21 protein-coding genes are annotated in these 20,879 nt (G+C 38.3%); all 21 read left to right on the forward strand.

From position 1 onward, the window contains the following. Positions 1-85: 85 nt before the first annotated feature. The 21 genes from OS139_RS10325 (at position 86) to OS139_RS10425 (ending at position 20,845) form a co-directional block, all read left to right on the forward strand. Entirely contained in the window at positions 86-385 is a 300-nt protein-coding gene (locus tag OS139_RS10325; protein ID WP_002287548.1) for a malonate decarboxylase subunit delta, read from the forward strand. Next, positions 375-2,051, forward strand: coding sequence for a biotin-independent malonate decarboxylase subunit beta (gene mdcD / locus OS139_RS10330; protein WP_002331951.1), 1,677 nt, complete (start codon positions 375-377; stop codon positions 2,049-2,051). The genes OS139_RS10325 and mdcD overlap by 11 nt, the downstream gene beginning before the upstream one ends. A gap of 3 nt (positions 2,052-2,054) precedes the next feature. Further along, positions 2,055-2,648 (forward strand): malonate decarboxylase holo-ACP synthase, encoded by a 594-nt coding sequence (locus OS139_RS10335; RefSeq protein ID WP_002331950.1) that lies wholly within the window; start codon positions 2,055-2,057, stop codon positions 2,646-2,648. Between the two features lie 23 nt (positions 2,649-2,671). After that, complete coding sequence (locus tag OS139_RS10340; RefSeq protein WP_025481511.1) at positions 2,672-3,757, forward strand: acyltransferase family protein; 1,086 nt, start codon at positions 2,672-2,674, stop codon at positions 3,755-3,757. Positions 3,758-3,781: 24 nt separating this feature from the next. Continuing rightward, positions 3,782-4,651, forward strand: a complete 870-nt coding sequence (mdcB, locus tag OS139_RS10345; protein WP_002331948.1) for a triphosphoribosyl-dephospho-CoA synthase MdcB — start codon at positions 3,782-3,784, stop codon at positions 4,649-4,651. Between the two features lie 110 nt (positions 4,652-4,761). Beyond that, positions 4,762-5,526 carry a TIM44-like domain-containing protein gene (locus OS139_RS10350; protein WP_002307883.1) on the forward strand — a complete coding sequence of 255 codons (765 nt, stop codon included), beginning with the start codon at positions 4,762-4,764 and terminating at the stop codon, positions 5,524-5,526. Positions 5,527-6,014: 488 nt separating this feature from the next. After that, a complete protein-coding gene (locus OS139_RS10355) occupies positions 6,015-8,108 on the forward strand; it encodes a BglG family transcription antiterminator (protein ID WP_002331947.1) in 2,094 nt (697 codons plus the stop codon). A gap of 24 nt (positions 8,109-8,132) precedes the next feature. Then, the gene (locus OS139_RS10360; RefSeq protein ID WP_002331946.1) at positions 8,133-8,435 is read left to right on the forward strand and encodes a PTS sugar transporter subunit IIB; all 303 of its coding nucleotides are present in this window, start codon (positions 8,133-8,135) and stop codon (positions 8,433-8,435) included. 26 nt (positions 8,436-8,461) lie between these two features. Then, a complete protein-coding gene (locus tag OS139_RS10365) occupies positions 8,462-9,751 on the forward strand; it encodes a PTS sugar transporter subunit IIC (protein ID WP_002331945.1) in 1,290 nt (429 codons plus the stop codon). 18 nt (positions 9,752-9,769) lie between these two features. Continuing rightward, positions 9,770-10,177 (forward strand): hypothetical protein, encoded by a 408-nt coding sequence (locus OS139_RS10370; protein WP_002307887.1) that lies wholly within the window; start codon positions 9,770-9,772, stop codon positions 10,175-10,177. Between the two features lie 22 nt (positions 10,178-10,199). Beyond that, positions 10,200-11,069 carry a class II fructose-bisphosphate aldolase gene (locus tag OS139_RS10375; RefSeq protein WP_016628193.1) on the forward strand — a complete coding sequence of 290 codons (870 nt, stop codon included), beginning with the start codon at positions 10,200-10,202 and terminating at the stop codon, positions 11,067-11,069. Position 11,070: 1 nt separating this feature from the next. Then, positions 11,071-11,691 carry an AAA family ATPase gene (locus OS139_RS10380; RefSeq protein WP_002307888.1) on the forward strand — a complete coding sequence of 207 codons (621 nt, stop codon included), beginning with the start codon at positions 11,071-11,073 and terminating at the stop codon, positions 11,689-11,691. A 694-nt stretch (positions 11,692-12,385) separates the two neighbouring features. Further along, entirely contained in the window at positions 12,386-12,991 is a 606-nt protein-coding gene (locus OS139_RS10385) for an NUDIX hydrolase (protein ID WP_002294695.1), read from the forward strand. 134 nt (positions 12,992-13,125) lie between these two features. Further along, the gene (locus tag OS139_RS10390) at positions 13,126-13,578 is read left to right on the forward strand and encodes a MarR family winged helix-turn-helix transcriptional regulator (protein ID WP_002292540.1); all 453 of its coding nucleotides are present in this window, start codon (positions 13,126-13,128) and stop codon (positions 13,576-13,578) included. Positions 13,579-13,614: 36 nt separating this feature from the next. Further along, positions 13,615-14,112, forward strand: coding sequence for a GNAT family N-acetyltransferase (locus tag OS139_RS10395; protein ID WP_016628192.1), 498 nt, complete (start codon positions 13,615-13,617; stop codon positions 14,110-14,112). A gap of 17 nt (positions 14,113-14,129) precedes the next feature. Further along, positions 14,130-14,840, forward strand: a complete 711-nt coding sequence (locus OS139_RS10400; protein ID WP_002296773.1) for a B3/B4 domain-containing protein — start codon at positions 14,130-14,132, stop codon at positions 14,838-14,840. A 140-nt stretch (positions 14,841-14,980) separates the two neighbouring features. Further along, complete coding sequence (locus OS139_RS10405) at positions 14,981-15,403, forward strand: VOC family protein (RefSeq protein ID WP_002349820.1); 423 nt, start codon at positions 14,981-14,983, stop codon at positions 15,401-15,403. A 19-nt stretch (positions 15,404-15,422) separates the two neighbouring features. After that, on the forward strand, positions 15,423-15,647 hold the full coding sequence (locus OS139_RS10410) for a hypothetical protein (RefSeq protein WP_002294687.1): 225 nt from the start codon (positions 15,423-15,425) through the stop codon (positions 15,645-15,647). A gap of 244 nt (positions 15,648-15,891) precedes the next feature. Then, positions 15,892-17,205: an NCS2 family permease gene (locus tag OS139_RS10415; protein WP_002328310.1), complete on the forward strand. Its 1,314-nt coding sequence runs from the start codon at positions 15,892-15,894 to the stop codon at positions 17,203-17,205. A gap of 327 nt (positions 17,206-17,532) precedes the next feature. After that, positions 17,533-19,155, forward strand: a complete 1,623-nt coding sequence (locus tag OS139_RS10420; protein WP_002331943.1) for a glycoside hydrolase family 13 protein — start codon at positions 17,533-17,535, stop codon at positions 19,153-19,155. Between the two features lie 193 nt (positions 19,156-19,348). Further along, positions 19,349-20,845: a glycoside hydrolase family 1 protein gene (locus OS139_RS10425; protein WP_002298167.1), complete on the forward strand. Its 1,497-nt coding sequence runs from the start codon at positions 19,349-19,351 to the stop codon at positions 20,843-20,845. Positions 20,846-20,879: the final 34 nt, after the last annotated feature.

The following is a 20,879-nucleotide window of genomic DNA, read 5'->3' on the forward strand; positions in this document are numbered from 1 at the left end:
CTTTTGTCGCCATTTACCCAGATGGAAGAAGAAAGACGAATAAGCAGAACGTGTATGCTCTGTTTTACAAAAAGGGGAGAGATCCATGGAACAATTAGCTTATAAATATCCAACGAAACAGCCGATCAATAAGAAAATCCATGTAGGAGTGGTCGGTTCAGGAGATTTGGAAATCTTGATGTTTCCAACAGAAAAAACAGAATCTACTGTAAAAATTTGTACAGGAAGCGATGGCTTCGGCGAAGTATGGAACAATGTATTAACGAGATTTTTTGATCGTTATCCAATTTCAGCAGATATCGTGATCAATGACTTCGGTGCTACACCAGGAGTTGTGTACCTACGATTGACGCAAGCAATGGAGGAACTTTCAGATGAAAAATAGTTTTGTAGAATTAAATGCCAGAGAACGAGTGAACGCTCTACTTGACAATGGACGTGAATTGATTGATCCATTCGATCAAATCATCGCGCCAAGTTTGCCAGCACAAGGAATCGTCCCTGAAAGTGATGACGGGATCGTTGTCAGCCGTGGCACGATCAATGGCAAACAAGCAGTAGTAATCGCTATGGAAGGAAAATTCCAAGGTGGCGGTATCGGTGAAGTTTCCGGTGCAAAAATCGTTGCTGCACTTGAACATGTGTTAGAAGAAAATAAAAAAGGAAATGAGATCTTTCCAGTCATTGTACTAGATACAGGTGGTGTTCGTTTGCAAGAAGCAAACTACGGACTGTTATCTATTTCAGAAATCGGAAATGTAATCATTGCTCTAAAACAATATGTACCAGTCATCGGTTTGATTCCAGGACGTGTAGGATCATTTGGCGGTATGTCGATTACTTCAGCATTGATGAGTTATTTAATCGCAACAAAAAAAGCGAGAGTCGGTTTGAATGGACCAGAAGTTATTGAACAAGAAGCAGGCGTTCGAGAATTTGATTCTAGTGACAAAGACTTGATTTGGAATACATTAGGATCTCGTCAACGGGTAGAATCAAAAATCATTGATGAACTAGTGACTGATAGTGTAGAAGCAATCAAAGCTGCTGTCATCGCAGCAATGGACGAACGAAAAGACACGCATCGCAGTGAAAGCTCAGCATTTTATTTATCATTACTTGATTCTTTGGATCTTTCAAAACCAATGAGCATTGACGATTACAATGAAGCGATTGCTAACCATCAAGCAAAATCAATGAACTTACCAGAAGTAGCAGAAGGAAATGAACCAGCTGCAACAAGTGTTGGTTACGATTGGTTTGCGGCACTAACTGGCATGAAAAATCCAACTTCTTCTATCAGTACTGTGTATTATGGTAAATCAAGTAAATTCATAGAAGAAGCCATCGTGACCTCGATCGTACCTGATCCTAAAAATCCGATGTACCGTGTACGAAACGGCGAAGTTGGTTTAGTTGAAGGTTTCCGCATGGGACAAATTTTGGATCACGTTTACGAAGAAGATAAAGATAAAAAAGTGAAACGGCCAATCGTCGTTGTGATCGATGTACCAAGCCAAGCATACGGCTATAACGAAGAATTGATCGGTATTCATGTGGCTTTGGCTAATAGTGCTGCTGCTTATGCAAAACTCCGTCAAGCTGGACATCCAGTTATTGGATTGATTGCAGGAAATGCTATTTCAGGTGCATTTTTAGCACATGGATTACAATCAAGCCGCTTGATTGCTTTAAACAATAAAGAAATTACCGTCCAAGCGATGTCTAAAGAAAGTGCTGCACGTGTGACAAAACGTTCGGTTGCTGAAATCGAAGCAGCTGCTGAAAAAGTTCCAGCTATCGCTTACGATATCAATAATTATACAAAACTAGGAGCGATCTATCATTTCCTAGAAGATATCACCGACCAAGCTGCTTCAGAGCAAAATGTCAGCAAAGTCATCGAAGCAATCAATGAAGCCATTCAAGATGTCCGCAATACAAATGACACGATGCTGACAAATCGATACACAAACGAAACAGCCAAAACATTCGGACGTGTCGAAACAAATAAAGTCCGTGCCAAAATGGACGAAGAATGGGATGCATAAAAAATGATTCAAGCACATGATATTGTCCTTTTTGATAAACATGAAATAGAAGGGTTCACCTTGCCTGAATGGGTCGTTCTAACTGAAAAGATGTTCGGAACAGTTCGTCGTGCGTCGACGGATCACGCAGAAATACTACCGATTGGTTTACGTGGACCTGCCCGCAATCAGAGATGGGCAACAGAAATCTCAAAACATGCCGTCAAACAAGTCATTCATCCGTGGGACATCATCGAACAAGAATCGTATAGACAAGAGAAAATCATGGATTATCCTGTTTATCAGCAATTTCATGCTGCTAGAAACATATTATCAGGATGTAAATGGGGAATCGGCGGCAGCTTAGGATTTGAATTATCGACTGGGATTCCGGCAGTAAAAGAAACCAGTGATTTTGATTTGCTACTGTACGCAGATTCACCGATTGAATTGCCAATTCAGGTAATTCAATCGCATCCTGCTTTTTTTGATCAATTCGATACCCAAGTAGTGACTCGGCAAGGCGGTTTTTCACTAAAAGAGTATTTGAGAGAGCCAAAGAAAAAAATTCTATTGAAAACAGTCGAAGGACCTAAATTAACCAAAGAACTTTGGTAATAAAGAAAAAGAGAGAGAAAGAGATGTTTGAAAACAAAAAAATCAAAATCAACGTAAGTGACTTCCAGAAAGTATCAGCTGTAACGGCTGTTATGATGCAAACGATATTGAGCTTTGCTTTGGCAAACAGCCACAGCGCAACAAATACAGCTTTTCTTGGTACCTTTTACGTCATCGTTAAATACACAGCACCAATGTTTATTTTTGCAATTGTTTATAATATGGTAAAAACAAGTCAGCATTTGTCTTATTGGGAATTTTTGAAAGAAAAGTTTTTTGAACTAGTCGTTCCGTATCTTCTATGGACGACGGCTTATCTTTGGCTATTTCCAGCAGTCCAACAACAAACTCCGTATACGGATACTGCAAGCTTTTTACTGAAATATGTCATAGGTGATGGAGCGCCTCATTTATGGTATACCGTTATGATGCTGCAGATCCAATTGTTCATGCCGTTTTTTGTTTGGCTCGGTTACAAAGTATTTGCTAATAAAAAATATGTATGGCCAGTATTGATTGGTTCAACGATTTTATATGTCGCATGGTATCTGTTCTATCAAACACAAGTATTGACTGGGCCTTATCATGACAGCTGGTACTTGTTAGATCGGTTTGTTGCTAGTTTCATGATTTACGGGATTTATGGGGTAGCCGCATTTGTTTATCACGAAAAAGTTTATCAATATTTGGACAGAGTACGTTATATTTTCTTACCTGTTGCCTTAGTTATCGCGTTCTTTTCTGTCCGTTCATTGCTCGCACATCCAGGAGACTTGAGCTTTGCGAATGCGCCTTACTTGAATACGATCCAAAGTTTATACAGTTTAGTCATCATCTTTGCTGTCTTCATAGGCGCTTCCAAAATGATTGTAAACGATTCGCCAAAATTGTCATTGTTCAAATGGTTGTCTGTTTATGCTTATCGTACGTATTTAGCCAATGTATTTGTTTTCCAAGTACTGTTATTATTGTTTAAAGATAGTTGGCTGCAGTTACCTTCAGGAGTCATGATTCTTGTAGCTTATCTAATGACGGCAAGTTGTGCATTTGCTTTAAGCTGGTTACTTCATATCATTTGGGTAGCTATCAAAAAAGGTTTCAGCAAGTAATAGTAGAAAGAAGGAGTGAGTGTCATGATAAATGACGAACGAAAAAAAGCAGTGACTCAGCAACTCGCTGCGTTGGTAGAGGAAGCATTGATCGCAGAAGTAACATTAAGTCCAAAACCTGGATTAGTGGATGCACTGGATGCGGGTGCACATTCCGATATGGACTATGCTTTATTTCTTAAGTCTGCTAAGACGCTAACTCCTTTTTTTGAAGAAATGGCTCAAATAGCATGGCATCATGCTATTGATCAAGAGTTAAGAGAAAGAATTGCTGAGATTGGGCGAAAAGCGGAAAAGGCAATGCTGATTGCTACAAATGGCATCAATACCCATAAAGGAGCGATTTGGGCAATGGGGCTATTGATCAGTGTCATTGCACAAAAAATCAGTATGGAACAGCCTTTTTCTTTAACGGAAATACTCGGTGATGTCAGCAAGCTTGCTGCTTTTCCTGATACAAAATATCGTCATAAAAAAACCACTCATGGTCATACGGTGAAGCAAAAATATGGCGTAAATGGTGCATATGAAGAAGCGATATTAGGGTATCCGCATATCAGGCTTGCAATCCAAGCAGCTAAGGAGCTAGATAATGATTCATATGTACAGAAACAAATGCATATGTTGTTAGTTTTGATGAGTTCGCTAGATGACACATGCGTATTGCATCGCAGTGATCAGAAAACGTTAGTGGAAATGCAAAAACTTGCTCATGCTGCTAGTCAAAGTGCTTTACCAAATCGTCCATTTACAGCACTGCTGCACTTTTGTCAGGAAAACCAAATCTCTCCTGGAGGAAGCGCAGATCTCTTGTCTGCAAGCTTGTTCATGCTGAAGATAGAGGAATTATGGACTGCCGACACATACATCTGTCCGATGTTACTCAATGACTAAATAAGACAAAATTGCTAAAAAAACAGTTTATGAATCTGGTTATTGACTCTTCCTTTTAGCAAGGCTATCATAAAAATAGTTTTTTGTAATAAAAGATAACGAGGAAGACAATGAAAAAAATCAATTATTTAGCAATCATTTTGTTAGTGGGCCTATGTTTGTTTGCTCTGCCGACCCAAGGATTCGCTGTCGCGGGTGGTCATGGTGGAGGTACATCTAGCGGTCGAAGTTCGGGCAGAGGTTCATTTGGCGGTCGTTCATATGGGGGCAGTTATTTTGGCAGTCGTTCTTACGGCAGAGATTCTTATGGGTATTATGGTCCAAGTACAGGTCCTTCTAGTTATGAGCAAACGGGATTTCTTGCATTAGCTGTTTTGTCAGTAGGAGGGGTATCTGCTTTTTCTATCGTCAAGAATAAAAGACAAAAGAAAAGGCTGAAAGCGGAGATATTGTCCCGCATGTCAGGAACGGCTAAAGAAAAGAAAGCACAGTTTCTGGAAATCCAAAAGATATTCATGAAGATCCAATCCGCTTGGGAAGAAGAAACTCCTGAAAAAGCCAGAAGCTGTTATACAGACAAGCTGTTTGCCGAACATCAGAAAGTTCTGCAAAAAAGCAAAGCAGACGGTGTAAGAAATCATACTAAAAAAATAACTATTCAGGAAGTAGGAAATTATCGACAGATCCACGAAAATAGTTTTGCCATCCGAATTGATTTCAGATGCTGTGATTATTCAGTCGATCGAAAAGATGGGCGATTGATCTCAGGAAGTAAGACACAACGACAGTATTTTTCTCAGATATGGTATTTTGATTTTTCTGAGAAAGAAAAAAGATGGCAAGCCGATTTTATTCAACCGATTATGCTGGATTGACAGGAAATATTTATGAACGGAGTTGTGACAAAAGCCTTGTCGCAGCTCCTTTTTCTGAATAAACGGTGTGCCAGAGATAGCCTATCGGCAATAAGGCACGATTTTGTAAAATATGGGAAGCGATTTTTCAAAATCGCTTCTTATCGCTCAAGGCTGAACATCTCTGTCACAACCTCTCCACTAAATGGTGTTCAAAAGCTTGCATCTGCGATAATAAGAACAACCAAACAAAAAATAGGAAGCACTATTTTAGTTTAGTTGTTCTTATTACTTGATGCAGGACAGCTTTTTCACAACCTCTTTTTTGTATGGATGGGCAAAATTTTTGTAATAATAGGCGTATGTCTTTTTCGTTGAGGAGATGAAAAAGCATATGGCTTATTTTTTGTTTGCTTTGCTTACTTTCTTTCCACTTCAAGTGGCAGAAATATCTACTTTTTATTATGTAAGCGGAACCATATACTTGAAATCAGAAGGAGATCATTTCTATGAAAACAAGAACAATTGAAATACTTCACAGAATCATGACAGCCCAATATCCAGTAAAAGCAAAACATCTAGCAAGTGAGTTCAATGTCAGTCAGCGGACGATTCGTCAGGAAGTTCTTGAAGCGAATATCTGGTTGAGCAGTAAAAAGCTTCCGGAGATCCGTACAATTCGCAACAAAGGTTTTTTGTTGAAGCTGGAAAAGGAAAAGCAAGCTCGATTAGAAACTGAAATAAAAGATGTGAAAGACGGCTTTTTGAATCGGCGCGAACGTATTTTTGATCTAGTTTTAACCGTTGCTTACAGCCGAATACCGATCCATCTAAACAAAAAAGAAGAAGAATTTCAAATCTCTAAAAGTACATTAGATGAAGATATGAGACGGTTACGAGCAACACTGGTCAGTTATGGGATAGAGATCGTCAGTTATGGAAAGCAAGGACTGGTTTATAAAGGTTCAGAACGATCTATCCGTACGATGATCTATGATTTTATCAATCAGAATCTGGGAATGACCGACTTCTTTATGAATCAAGATGCACAATTAACACCGGCTCAAAAAATCTTTCTCCATTATTTTCCTTTGGTGGAAATCAAAAAAATACAGGAGATCTATTCCAATAAGTTGTTGAAACAAGAAGATGATATTTATAAAAAACAAATCCTGCTTTTTACATTGATCTGGATCCAGCGAATCAGGAAACATGAATTTATCTCTGCCATTAATTGGAAAAATACAGAAATAAAAGACAGTAGCTTTTCTGCATTTATTGACCACATGATCGAGGAATTTCAATTGGACAATGTCCCGCAAGTAGAAAGAAATTATCTTCGTTTCACTATTGAGACGTTCAATGCTAGAGATATCTCCAATTCAATCGAGTGGGTACAAGCTCAATTACTAACGATCCAATTGATCCAATTTGTAGAGAACGAGACACACATACCTTTCCATCTAAAGGAAGAAGCTTTATTCGAAAATCTCTATAAGCACATGGCTGCACTGATTGTAAGAATCAAGAATCATATCCAAGTCATGAATCCATTGAAAGAAAACATCCGAACAAATTATTTCCCAATCTACCGCGCAGTCACTCATTTTGTTCCTACAATCGAAGAAGTAATTGGTGGCAAGATACTGGAGGACGAGATAGCTTTTCTTGTCATCCACTTTTCGACGATCGCCAGTGTAATCAAGCGAGACTTGAATTATGTTTATAAATCAGTCGTTGTCTGTAACCATGGGATGGCTACTGGAAATCTGTTAGCAGAGAATCTGAAAGAAAAGTTTCCTCAGATCGAGATTACTGCAGTTTTAAGTTCAAAAGAAATCGAATTAGTAGATAAATTGGATGTCAATCTGGTTTTCAGCACCTTTCAATTGAATTATCGAAATAAGCCGCTTTTAGTTGTCGATCCGATTTTAACTGAGACGAATATCTTGGTTATAGAAGACTTTTTGAAAAGAAATGAAGAACTACAGCGGTTAGAGCCTAACAGTCATGAATCTACGGAGTTATTCACTCAAATAATAGATGTCATGAAAGAAAGTGGTGGCCGAGTAGATCGAATCATCTATGGCAAGTTAGAAAAATTATTCGAAACAAACAATTTAGAAATCAACAAAAGGGAGATCCAGCCTATGTTAAAAGATATTTTGACGGACAGCAATATCATGATCAAAGAAAAAGCCACTACTTGGGAGGAATCGATTGAACTAGCTGCTAGACCATTGGTTAAAGAAAACATTGTCGAAGAGCGCTATGTCGAAGCGATGATTCGTGCAGTGAATGATTACGGACCGTATATCGTGATTGGCAAACACATGGCACTAGCCCATGCCCGACCAGAAGATGGGGCCAATAAATTAGGAGTCAGCGTAGCTACGATTGAGCAACCAATCGATTTCGGTAATCCTGAAATGGATCCAGTAAAGATTATTTTTTGTTTGGCAGCAGTAGACTCCTACTCGCATCTGAACATCATGAAAGAACTAATTGAATTGATCAACAACGAAGAGAAGTTGGATCGATTGATTGAATGCACAAATATCGAAGATTTCAAACAACTGCTTTTTTCAGTAGTTGAGAAATAATAAATGATACGGGGGAGAACAAAGATGAACAAATTGAACATTTTATTCGTATGCGGCGCAGGTTTAGGAAGTAGTTTTGCAGCACAGATGTCTGCTGAGGATGTTTTGAACAAATTAGGAGTAGAAGTCAAACTGGACCATTGTGATATTTCTTCCGCAGTTTCCATGAAACCAGATGTGATCATCACAGCAGAAAATTTTCGTTCGCAGTTCGAAAAGTTCGCAGTTGATCCTAAAACGGCGATGATCTATTTGAAAAATATTGTTTCAAAAAATGAAATTGAAGAAAAAATCACCCCAGTTCTGCAAGATAAGGGAGTTATCTAAATACAAAAAGAAAAGAGGGTAAAAACATGGGCGTTATCAATTTTATCATCGAAAATATTTTGACTCAGGCATCGATCACCATTGCATTGATTGCTATGTTGGGTCTACTACTGCAGAAGAAATCAGCAGGACAAGTCATCTCTGGCACGTTAAAGACACTCCTAGGATTTCAAGTATTGAGTGCTGGTTCGAGCATCATCGTTGGAAGTTTAACTTATTTCGGGAAAATCTTTACTGAAGGATTTCATATGCAAGGGATCATCCCTTCTATTGAATCTATCAATGGTCAAGCAATGAATGATTTGGGTTTAGGTAGAGATATTGCACTGACATTCTTAGCCATTTTTGTATTCAATATTATTTTGGCTTGTTTCACAAAATGGAAGTACATTTTTTTAACTGGTCAAGCAATTTTATGGATGGCAACGATGACCACAGTCTTTGGCTATTTTGCCGGTCTGCGAGGGATCGTATTGATCTTGGTCGGTGGTTTTATCGGAGCTTGTTTCGCCATTGCTATGCCGGCAGTAGCGCAACCGATCATTCGTAAAATCACTGGATCAAATGATATTGCTTTAGGTCATTTTTGTACGATCGGGTACTTATTTGAAGCCGGTGTTGCTAAGCTTTTTGGTGAGAAAGGCGAAAATAAAAAGTCGATCGAAGATATCAAGTTGCCGACACATTTCGAATTTCTGCAAGATACTTATTTGTCTGTCATGGTCGTGATGGTCCCGCTATATATCATCACTGTTTTATTTGCAGGCGAACCATTCGCTTCTGAATTATCAGGAGATCAAAACTATATCATGTTTGCCTTTTTACAAGCCATCCAATTCGTAGTGGGTGTGTATGTATTGCTAGCTGGTGTACGTCTACTGTTAGGTGAAATCGTGCCGGCATTTCGAGGGATAGCTATGAAATTAGTTCCTGATGCGATCCCTGCCTTAGATTGTCCAGTTTTCTTTCCTTATAGCCCAAATGCCGTCATTTTAGGTTTCATTACGACAACGATTGGTACGATTATTGCCATGTTTACTTTGCCCATGTTCGGCTTAGCGATGATTTTACCTGGTATGCTAACCAATTTCTTTGCCGGAGGGACAGCAGGGATATTTGGCAACGCAGTTGGCGGACGCCGAGGAGCGATCATTGGCGGTATTGCTCATGGTTTCTTTATTACATTATTGCCCGCTTTGCTAGTAACGATCTTTAATTCGATGGGATTCATCAATGCTACAGCAACCGATGTAGATACAGTAGCCGCAGCACTCTTATATGCCTGGATCTTAAGCCCAGTTTTGAAAGCATTTTAATTGAAAGTAGGGAAAATGATGTTTGGATTTTTTAAGAAAAAAGAAAAAGAACCGAAAAAAGTTCTGGCAAAAGAAGAAAAAGCCCTATCGCCAGAAGCGACCGAAAAGATTCAATCAGAGATTACACAATTGAAACAAGAGATTTCCACTACCCAAGATAGGCATAAATTAGCGGAACTTTATGAACAAGTTGGACTTAAATTTTCTGAATTGTATGAGAACGATCAAGCCATCCAATATTTAGAAAAGAGCTTGGAAAATAAACAGACGATCGGAGATGGGTATAAAAAACTGATGAGCCTCTATAACCAGAAGCGTGCAGATGCTGCTCGTGCTGGTGATGATCAAGGGATCGATTACTACATGGGCAAAATGGATGAGATGCGACAAATTGCAAAACAAGTAACGATCAAAGGAAATAAATAAAAAGATAAGGTGGCAATAAAAGATGTATACAACATTGAAAGAAGTAACAAAAACAGCAGAAGAGTTGAATTTTACAGTTGGAGCTTTTAATACGCATAACCTAGAAATGCTTCCTGCCATGCTAGGCGCAGCAAAAGAAATGGGTTCGCCAATCATTATTCAAACAAGTGTCGATACCGCTAAATATATCGGCATGCATGTGTTAGTCAATGTAATGACAGCTATTGCAGAAGAAGAAATGGTTGATGCAGTCTTGCACTTAGACCACGCCCGAGACTTTGATGATGTCAAAGAAGCAATCGACAGCGGATATACTTCTGTCATGTATGATGGGTCCCATCTGCCTTTCAAAGAAAATATCCTGAAGACAAAAGCAGTAGTAGAATATGCCCATGCGCACGGTGTTTCCGTAGAAGGAGAACTTGGAACAATCGGCGGTACAGAAGAAGGAATCCATGTCGCTGAAAATGACAAGGTATATACAAGACCGGAAGACGCAGTGAAATTTGTAGAAGCTACAGGCGTGGATGCATTAGCTATTGCTATCGGTACGAATCATGGACAATTCAAATCAAAAACAGAAGTAAACATTCCCTTGCTGAAAGAAATCGATGCAGTAGTTGATGTCCCCCTAGTTATCCATGGAGGAACAGGTGTGAAAGAAGAAGATTATCCTGAATTGATCAATAACGGGATCCGCAAATTCAATGTTGGAACGGAGCTTTTAGTCAACTGGACGAAAGTAGCTAAAGAAACCTTTAGTGAAACAGAAATCAACAAGTCTCTTCGCCATAATGTGATTCCAGCAAATGAAGCAGTAAAAGAAATTGTCAAGCATAAGATTGGACTGTTTATGAACTTGGAAAGTCCAATTAACTTAGGAAATAAATGAGATGAAAAAGTATTTCATTCTTCTGGCTGGTAGTCCTGGTACAGGAAAAACATATCTTATGAATAAACTACGGGAACGATTTCCAGATATGTATGCCATCACGCTCGATGAAATCAAGGAATACTATGCAGAATCCATCGGGTTTAACAATTTGGAAGAACGGGCGGAACAAGAAAGGACGAAAGTTTATCCTTTCTATTACAAAGCACTTGATTTGTATATGGAAGCAGGAAAGAAAGTGATTGTGTCCGAGTATCCTTTTAGTGATAAGCAAAAAGCACGACTCCAAGAATTAGCAGATAGATACGGATATCAGGTGATCACGATTCGCCTAACAGCAGACTTTGAAGTGTTATGGCAACGTCGGTACAAACGTGATCGTGAATCAGATCGTCATTTGAGCTATATCATGGATCATTATCACTATGGTGACGTATTGAAAGATCGAACGAAAGGGACCAATCATATTACGAAAGAAGCATTCAAAAAGATCATCGCCGACCGAAAATATGACAAATTCCAGTTAGGAACACTATATGAATTTGATGTAACAGACTATACTCAAGTGGATTACACTCCACTATTGGATAAATTAGAAAAAGAAATCAATGACAATAAGTAACAAAGAAATGGCTTAATATCGAAAAATTGGCTTTTGAACGCCGTTTACCGAGAGGTCGTGAGCCTGTCGTTCAGCTCCGAGTCACAAGGAGCAATTTCAAAAAAACAGCTTCTCATGTATGATGAATATTGTAACTTGTGACCGAGGAGTTGGCAGGAGAACACCGTTTACCGAGAGGTCGTGAGCCTACCGTTCAGCTCCGAGTCACAAGGAGCAATTTCAAAAAAACAGCTTCTCATGTTTGATGAATATTGTAACTTGTGACCGAGGAGTTGGTAGGAGAACACCGTTTAAGGAAGAGGTTGTGAAGTCAGTGTTTTAATATGAGTATTATAGAAAAAAACGGCAAAATAGCTCCTCATATTTTGCCGTTTTTTTAGTGAATACCGAGCATCAGCTGATTGAACACCGTTTAGTGGGGAGGTTGTGAAAAAGCTGTCCTGCCTCAATTAATAAGAACAGCCAGACAAGAATAGCTCGTCATATTTTTCGTTTGGTGGGGCTTATTACCGCAGATGCAAGCTTTTGAACGCCGTTTATTCACAGCCCCAGAGAAGTCGAATGTCTTTTGTTCTCGAGTTTTTTAACATTCTTTTATTTATTGCAGATTTCATTATATTTATTTGCCGTAATTAAACTAGTCTTCTATACTTGATTACATAGTCATACATTTGCTAAAAAAGAAGGGAAGAGAATGAACAAGAAGTTGGCTCAATACAAAAGACTACTCGCACTTTCTCAAGCTGGTCTATATTATGGAAAAGATGTATTTGATAAAGAGCGTTTTGAGGAGATCCGGACGATTTCATTGGAATTGATCAGTGAAATAGGAAAAGAAACTTTCGAAGAAATAAAAGCGCTCACAACGATTGGAGAAGGACATCCAACACCAAAAGTAGATGTTCGTGCCTATATCAAAAAAGATGGCAAGGTCCTACTAATCGAAGATAAACGGACGAAAGAATGGTCACTTCCTGGTGGATTTGCTGAAATAGGATTGTCTCCTGAAGAAAATGTGCGTAAAGAAGTCTATGAAGAAACAGGATTAACAGTAGAAACTACTCAGTTGCGAGCAGTTTTTGATACGAATAAACAAAAAGATATTCCACAGCTTTTTCAGTATTATAAACTTGTTTTTGCTTGTGCGATACACGGTGAAGAGGCCAAGTTTATTGAGAATAATGAAACTTCCAACATGGGATTTTTTAGTATAGAAGAGTTGCCAAAGCTATCAGAAAAGCGAACAACGAAGAAACAGTTACTTATTTTAGAAAACAAAAACCAGATCTATTGTGATTGAGCTTTTTCGTAAAAGAAGAAAAGAATATACTTTACTAGTTATTAAAAAAGAACTTGATTTTTTTATTGAAAATAGTTGCATTTGCAACAAAAAGAGGTAAACTAGTCTTACAAACAAAATAAAGGTGGGATGAAATGGCTGAAATCCTTCGAGACATCGGAATGATTGCCCGAGCGCTAGATTCTATTAGCAATATCGAATTCAAAGAAGTCGATTTAACAAGAGGACAGTATCTTTATTTAGTACGTATTTGCGAAAATCCTGGAATCATCCAAGAAAAACTAGCAGAAATGATCAAAGTAGATCGTACAACGACTGCCCGAGCAATCAAGAAATTAGAATCCAATGGGATGATCGAACGTTTGGAAGATAAAGAAAATAAAAAAATCAAGAAACTCTATCCGACTAAGAAAGGAGCAGAAATCTATCCTTTCATCATTCGAGAAAACAACTACTCCAATGCAGTCGCATTAAATGGTCTTTCTGACGAAGAAGCAAAACAATTGGAATATCTTTTAAAGAAAGTATGCAAGAATGTTAGCGAAGATTGGAATTTTGTCAAAAAAGGCAATAAAAGGATCTATTGAAAGGAAGAAGCCGTGAATAAATACGAAATTCGAAAAATGACGCCTTCAGATGTAGACTTACTACAACAAATCAGTATCGAAACATTTACAGATACATTTGGAAAAGATAATTCACCGGAGCATTTAGCTGATTACTTGACACAAGCTTATGCGCCAGAAAAACTTACAGAAGAGCTAAAAGATAAAGAAACCGATTTTTTCCTAGTGAGTATCGATCAAGAGCCTGCGGGTTACCTGAAACTAAATACAGGAACGAGTCAATCTGAGGAAATGGCTGATCATTTTTTAGAAATCGAGCGAATCTATGTACGAAAAAAATTTAAACATCAAGGTATCGGTACATTTTTACTAGATACAGCTATTGAAAAAGCAAAAGAAAAGCAAAAAACAGCCATTTGGCTCGGTGTTTGGGAACACAACGATGTTGCGCTCGCTTTTTATCGTAAAAAAGGATTTATCAAATACAGCGAACATGTTTTTTATATGGGAGATGATCCCCAAACAGACTATCTATTCATCAAGCAATTATTCTAATCAAGAGGTGTGAACATATGAAAAAAGTAATAGTGGATACCAATTTCTGGGAAGTATTTCCTGAAGCAACCATCGAAATCTTATCCGTAAATGGTATCGATAACCACGTAACAAAAGAAAGTGAAGAAACGTATCATCAATTATTGAATGAGGCAGCAAAAGAAGCAAGAAATTACCTTACAGAAGAAACATTCAGCCAAAACGAAGTCATTGCTCAGTGGCGTCAGGCATTTACCACATTCAAGACTAAAAAAGGTGCACGTTCTTCTATTGAAGCTTTACTGAAACGTGCAAATCAAGAACGGGAATTTTTCCCAATCAATCCGCTTGTAGATATCTATAATAGTATTTCCTTGTCTTTTGGCGTACCTTGCGGCGGAGAAGATATCGAAAAGATCGCAGGAAATCTGCATTTAGGAAAAGCCCAAGGTGGCGAATCATTCCTGCCTTTAGGTGCAGATTCCGATGCTCCGGCACTTCCGGAAGAAATCATCTACTATGATGAACAAGGAGCGATCTGTCGCTGTCTCAACTGGCGTGAAGCCCAAAGAACGATGCTGACGGAAGAAACACAAGCAGCGGTGCTGGTCATTGAATCCATCAATGCTGAACAAGCGGCACGTGGCGCACAGGCAATCGAAGCGTTGAAGGAAAAAATCGATCAAACATTTGGCGTAACTAGTGTTAGACACACACTAACCAAAGATGAATCAGAAGCAGAATTATAAAAGAATCGAAAAAAGAAGAGCGGCATTCATTGCCGTTTTTTTTTGTAAAAAAAGTTTGTGGAGGAAAGCAATCCTAGTAACTATTGCTTTATTTTTCTTGAATAGTATCAAACACAAGGTGTTTGCGCTTTCGTGATATAATGGAATCAGTTTATAGACAGGAAAGAAAATCAAATAGAAAGAAGGGTCAAACGATGATACAAAAAACACGTGTGATGCTTTATGTCAATGACGTAGAGATGATTTGCCGATTCTTTGTAGAAAAAATTGGTGCAGAAATTTCTGAAACAATCGAATTGCCAGAAGAATTTAAGAGTATTGTACTCAGCATCTCAAAAGAATTAGAATTAGGCGTATTCCCAAAAGTATTTGTGCAGAAGTTTTCACCAGAGGTATTAGGACCACCGCCTTCTTTAGTATTTTTTACGGATGAATTTGAAACTATCTACGAGAACATGGAAGAACCAGGAGAAATCACAGACAACAATGGCGTCTTGACTTTCAATTTTTCGGACCCTGAAGGCAATTATTTTGTTATAGGAAAAGCTGAGTCGTCTGATTGAATAAAAAGGAGGAAAAACAGTGGATCTAATGGGAAGATTAGAAGGTTATTTGAAGTATCGGCGAGCAAAACATAGTGAGAAGCTTCGAGCAAAGAATCTCAAATCAGGAAAAAAGAAGACAAAAGGCTGGGGAAAAATGGTCGATACAGGTTTTGGCGGACTAAATAATCTGAATCCTGTCGATACAAAAGAATTCATCAAAGAAGAACAGAAACGAAATGGTAAAATCAAATCACACTATTGATTTTTGAGACTAGAATGAAGAAACTTTATTAACACAATAAAGAAATTCTTGTAATCCAAAGTGAATGTTCATGAACTTTGAGATAAAGGGATTTAATCAGATGGAACGTTCGGATTTTGCTTAAAATCCGAATTTTTTGTTTACTTATGTTTTGTTTTAGTATATGATAAAACACGTTGTTTTATTAATAAATCGAAATTTTAACGGACTTTATTTATAATGTTCGGATTTAGGGGGATGGAAGATGAAGGAAAAAATACTTTCCTACTTCGAAATAGAAAAATTGAACACCACGGTAAAACGTGAGGTACTGGCAGGATTTACAACATTTATCTCAATGGCTTATATCTTATTTGTAAATCCAACTGTATTAGGTGCTTCTGGAATGGATGAAGGAGCAGTGTTTACTGCGACTGCATTAGCCAGTGCGATCGGCTGTATTTTAATGGGGGTATTAGCCCGTTATCCAATTGGAACGGCACCTGCTCTTGGGATCAATGCTTTTTTTGCTTATTCTGTTTGTTTAGGAATGGGGATTCCATGGGAAACAGCATTAGCCGGCGTATTCGTTGCTTCTTTGATTTTTATTTTGATCACAATCTTCAAACTGCGGGAAATGATCATTGATGCGATCCCAGCAGATTTGAAATATGCGATTTCTGGCGGTATCGGTCTATTTATCGCTTTCCTTGGTCTGAGCGAAGGTGGGATCATCGTTTCGAATGAATCTACATTAGTAGGATTAGGATCACTCAACGTTGGTTCTACTTGGTTGACGATTTTTGGATTAGTCGTAACTGCTATCTTGCTTGTTCGGCGTGTACCAGGTGGCATCTTCATCGGGATGGCAGCTACAACGATTTTAGGTCTGGTCACAGGTTTGATTCCAATGCCTTCTGAAATTGTTGCCGCAGCACCAAGTTTGAAACCAACATTTTTAGTTGCATTAAAACATGTAGGGGACATCAATTCTCTTCAAATGTGGGTCGTAGTGCTGACATTCTTGCTTGTGACTTTCTTTGATACAGCAGGAACTTTAGTTGGATTAGCAAACCAAGCAGGTTTCATGAAAGACAACAAGATGCCTCGTGTAGGGAAAGCTTTAGCTTCTGACTCAACAGCTATGCTTGCGGGTTCCTTATTAGGTACTTCTCCTGTTGGTGCATTTGTAGAATCATCAGCTGGTATCGCCGTTGGAGGACGTTCAGGTATCACAGCTATTACTACAGGGATTTTCTTCTTGTTAGGCTTGTTCTTTTCTCCATTACTATCAGTTGTTACTTCACAAGTAACTGCACCAGCATTGATTATGGTAGGAGTATTGATGGCACAATCTTTGCGACAAATCGAATGGGGAAACTTAGAGATTGCGATCCCTTCATTCTTGATCTTGATCGGTATGCCTTTGACTTATAGTATTTCAGATGGGATTGCATTAGGTTTTATCTTCTATCCAATTACCATGTTAGCAGCTAAAAGAGGAAAAGAAGTATCTCCAATCATGTATGGTCTGTTCTTTGTATTCGTGGGATTCATGTGGATATTGAATGTGAAATAAAGAGGTTGTGAAATCAGCGTTCTGGCCTGAGTATTAGAGAAAAAAACGAAAAAATAGTTTCTTATATTTTGCCGTTTTTTGAGCTAATACCGAGGGACAGCTGAGTGAACACCGTTTATAAAGAAGTTGTGAAATCAGCATTCTTCCCTGCATAAATCAATCCTTTCAAAAAACAGTTGAGGGAATTTCCTCAGCTGTTTTTTTGTTTTATTCTGTTACCGATAACAAGGTGCAATAGCTATTTGAAAGCGTTACAATTTTTAGTGAGAGAGACTAAAATAAATGATTAAGCAAAAAATAGAAACATCCATTTATAGGAGGAAAATCATGGAACAAAAATGGTGGCACCATTCAGTTGTTTATCAAATCTATCCAAGAAGTTTTCAAGATTCAAATCAAGATGGTATTGGAGATTTGCGGGGGATTATTTCCAGGTTGGATTATCTGGCGTATTTAGGTATTGATGCAATTTGGCTTTCTCCAGTATACGAGTCTCCAAATGATGACAATGGGTATGATATCAGTAATTATCAAGCAATCATGGCAGAATTCGGTACGATGGAAGAAATGGAAGAACTGATTGAAGAAGCAAAGAAAAGAAATATCCGTATCATCATGGATCTGGTGGTGAATCATACTTCTGATGAACATCCGTGGTTCATTGAGGCCCGTAAAAATAAAGAAAATCCTTATCGGGACTATTATATTTGGCGTGATCCGGTCAATGGAAAAGAGCCTAATAGATTGCGCTCAATATTCAGTGGTTCTGCTTGGCAGTTGGATGAAAAAACGGGGCAATATTTTCTGCACTTGTATAGCAAGCGTCAACCTGATTTGAATTGGAAAAATAAACAGGTTCGCCAAGAGATTTATCAAATGATGAATTTCTGGATCGATAAAGGTATTGGTGGCTTTCGTATGGACGTGATCGATATGATTGGCAAAGAACCGGATAAAGAAATCACAAGTAATGGACCTAAACTGCATGAGTATCTTCAGGAAATGAATCAAGCAACTTTTGGTGACAAAAATCTGATGACTGTTGGCGAAACATGGGGAGCAACTACCGAAATCGCTAAACTTTATTCCAATCCTAAAAGAAATGAATTATCCATGGTCTTCCAATTCGAACACATAGGATTAGATCAGCAAGAAGGCAAAGACAAATGGGATTTGAAACCCTTGAGTATCTCTGAACTGAAAAAAGTATTATCCAAATGGCAAACATCTTTAGGTGATGAAGGATGGAATAGTTTATTTTGGAATAATCACGATCTTCCGCGAATTGTTTCTCGTTGGGGAAATGACGATGTGTATCGAAAAGAAAGTGCCAAGATGTTTGCTATCTTGCTCCATATGATGAAAGGCACCCCTTATATCTATCAAGGAGAAGAGTTAGGCATGACGAATTGCCCAATCGATGATATCGCGGAAGCAAAAGATATTGAGACAATCAATATGTATAACGAAAGGATTTCTTCTGGATTTACAAAAGAGGAAATCTTGGAATCAATCAATGCGAAAGGAAGAGACAATGCTAGGACGCCTATGCAATGGAACGCCCGTGAATATGCTGGGTTTACTACTGGAATTCCATGGCTTCGAGTCAACCCAAATTATAAAGAAATCAATGCAGAAGAAGCGTTAGCAGATCAAGATTCTGTTTTTTATATGTACAAGAAATTGATCGATTTGCGTAGAAAACATGACATCATCGTCTGGGGAGACTATGAATTAGTGGAAAAGACGCCTGAGCATGTCTTTGCCTATTCTCGCATATATGAAGACCAGCGATGGCTCGTTGTTTGCAATATGTCCAGTGAAAAACAGGTGTTCACTGTTCCACGTGAAGCTTTAAGGATTATTGTGTCAAATTATCCTCTGAAACAGTTACCAGACGGCAAAGTCGAGTTACGACCTTATGAAGCATTTGTGTTGGAAGTAAAATAAATCGTTTGCTTAGATGGTTAACGAGTGTTTTCTTTCGGGGATCGTCTTATGTATTTGTTATATATAAATATTAAAAATGAAGAGTAGCATTCAATTTTTTTCTTCTCTTCTGCCGAAATAGTTAGAATATCTTGTTTTGATGAATCGAGCTATACTTCAAGTAAGAAATTGTTGATAGCGAGGAGAGATAGTTATGGATCAGGAAATATTTCCAGAAAATTTTTTATGGGGCGGAGCAGTAGCTGCTAATCAATGTGAAGGTGCATGGCTGGAAGACGGCAAATTACCTAATGTGACAGATACGCTTATCGGGATCATGAACCAGCATCCTAGTATTCAGTGGAATGAAGAAAAAAAGATTTGGGAGATTGCTTTAGACGAATCACTCCATTATCTTTCTCATGAAGCGATTGATTTTTATCATCGATTTGAAGAGGATATTCGTTTACTGAAGGAGTTAGGTTTAAAAGCTTTTCGAACAAGCATCTCATGGGCACGAATATTTCCAAGAGGAGACGAACAGAAGCCAAATGAGGCTGGTCTCGTATTTTATGACAGACTAATCAATACATTAAATCGATATGATATCGAGCCAGTAATTACTCTTAGTCATTATGAAACCCCCTTAGCATTGGTAGGAGAGTATGGGGGGTGGCAAAATCGAAAATTAATCGACTTTTTTGAATTTTATGCGCAGACCGTCTTTGAACGCTACCAAGGGAAAGTGAAATATTGGATGACCTTTAATGAGATCAATAATGCTTTTCGTATGCCTTATGCAGCTGCTGGATTGGTTACATTCCCTGCTAGAGATAAACTTGAACCCATTGCTACACTAACAAAAAAAGAGATTTATCAAGCCTGTCATCATATGTTTCTAGCGAACGCCCGTGCTACTCAATTATTAAAGAAAATCGATCCAAATGCTAAGATGGGTATTATGTGTAGCTTTTCTGCATTAGCGACTTATGCATATGACTGTGATCCAGAGAATGTATTTGGTTCACTGCAATTCAAACGCAATTCATGGTTTTTCTCCGATGTCATGTGCCGAGGGCATTATCCAGCTTATATTTACAGGACATGGAAGGAAGAAGACTGTGCACCAGTAATGTTAGATGGAGACGAACAGTGCTTGCAAGCTAACACGGCAGATTATATTGCATTTAGTTATTATCGTAGCGCTGTCTATAAAAAAGAAGCAGAAATGCGCGTAGATACTGGCGGAGCAAATGGTTTCGATAATCCCTTTTTGAAGGAAAAATCTCCCGAACCTTGGAGTTGGCCAATTGATCCTCTAGGGTTTCGTTATGTCATGAATGAATTGACAGACCGTTATGAATTACCATTATTCATAGTTGAAAATGGCATTGGACTAGATGAAGCACCAGATGAATTGAATCGAATCCACGATCCAAAACGTTGTGAGTATCTAAAAATACATCTTCAGGAAATTGCTGAGGCAATAAAAGATGGTTGCCAAATCATTGGTTACTTATGGTGGGGACCAATCGATATCGTATCGGCAGGAACAGGGGAAATGAGGAAGCGATATGGCTTTATTTATGTGGATAGACAAAATGATGGGAGCGGAAGCTTTAGGAGATTGAAAAAAGATAGTTTTGAATATTATAAACAAATTATCCAGTCTAATGGTAAAAACCTTGAATATAGATCTTTCTTCAAATGATTTTTAAACCTCTGCAAGTGACTATTGTCATTTG

Source organism: Enterococcus sp. E4-223, assembly GCF_035727065.1.
Taxonomy (GTDB): Bacteria; Bacillota; Bacilli; order Lactobacillales; family Enterococcaceae; genus Enterococcus_B; species Enterococcus_B faecium.

Excerpts from the sequence above, each read along its gene's own strand:
- OS139_RS10325 (WP_002287548.1), top strand. The coding sequence starts at position 86 with ATGGAACAATTAGCTTATAAATATCCAACGAAACAGCCGATCAATAAG.
- mdcD (WP_002331951.1), top strand. The coding sequence starts at position 375 with ATGAAAAATAGTTTTGTAGAATTAAATGCCAGAGAACGAGTGAACGCT.
- OS139_RS10335 (WP_002331950.1), top strand. The coding sequence starts at position 2,055 with ATGATTCAAGCACATGATATTGTCCTTTTTGATAAACATGAAATAGAA.
- OS139_RS10340 (WP_025481511.1), top strand. The coding sequence starts at position 2,672 with ATGTTTGAAAACAAAAAAATCAAAATCAACGTAAGTGACTTCCAGAAA.
- mdcB (WP_002331948.1), top strand. The coding sequence starts at position 3,782 with ATGATAAATGACGAACGAAAAAAAGCAGTGACTCAGCAACTCGCTGCG.
- OS139_RS10350 (WP_002307883.1), top strand. The coding sequence starts at position 4,762 with ATGAAAAAAATCAATTATTTAGCAATCATTTTGTTAGTGGGCCTATGT.
- OS139_RS10355 (WP_002331947.1), top strand. The coding sequence starts at position 6,015 with ATGAAAACAAGAACAATTGAAATACTTCACAGAATCATGACAGCCCAA.
- OS139_RS10360 (WP_002331946.1), top strand. The coding sequence starts at position 8,133 with ATGAACAAATTGAACATTTTATTCGTATGCGGCGCAGGTTTAGGAAGT.
- OS139_RS10365 (WP_002331945.1), top strand. The coding sequence starts at position 8,462 with ATGGGCGTTATCAATTTTATCATCGAAAATATTTTGACTCAGGCATCG.
- OS139_RS10370 (WP_002307887.1), top strand. The coding sequence starts at position 9,770 with ATGTTTGGATTTTTTAAGAAAAAAGAAAAAGAACCGAAAAAAGTTCTG.
- OS139_RS10375 (WP_016628193.1), top strand. The coding sequence starts at position 10,200 with ATGTATACAACATTGAAAGAAGTAACAAAAACAGCAGAAGAGTTGAAT.
- OS139_RS10380 (WP_002307888.1), top strand. The coding sequence starts at position 11,071 with ATGAAAAAGTATTTCATTCTTCTGGCTGGTAGTCCTGGTACAGGAAAA.
- OS139_RS10385 (WP_002294695.1), top strand. The coding sequence starts at position 12,386 with ATGAACAAGAAGTTGGCTCAATACAAAAGACTACTCGCACTTTCTCAA.
- OS139_RS10390 (WP_002292540.1), top strand. The coding sequence starts at position 13,126 with ATGGCTGAAATCCTTCGAGACATCGGAATGATTGCCCGAGCGCTAGAT.
- OS139_RS10395 (WP_016628192.1), top strand. The coding sequence starts at position 13,615 with ATGACGCCTTCAGATGTAGACTTACTACAACAAATCAGTATCGAAACA.
- OS139_RS10400 (WP_002296773.1), top strand. The coding sequence starts at position 14,130 with ATGAAAAAAGTAATAGTGGATACCAATTTCTGGGAAGTATTTCCTGAA.
- OS139_RS10405 (WP_002349820.1), top strand. The coding sequence starts at position 14,981 with ATGGAATCAGTTTATAGACAGGAAAGAAAATCAAATAGAAAGAAGGGT.
- OS139_RS10415 (WP_002328310.1), top strand. The coding sequence starts at position 15,892 with ATGAAGGAAAAAATACTTTCCTACTTCGAAATAGAAAAATTGAACACC.
- OS139_RS10420 (WP_002331943.1), top strand. The coding sequence starts at position 17,533 with ATGGAACAAAAATGGTGGCACCATTCAGTTGTTTATCAAATCTATCCA.
- OS139_RS10425 (WP_002298167.1), top strand. The coding sequence starts at position 19,349 with ATGGATCAGGAAATATTTCCAGAAAATTTTTTATGGGGCGGAGCAGTA.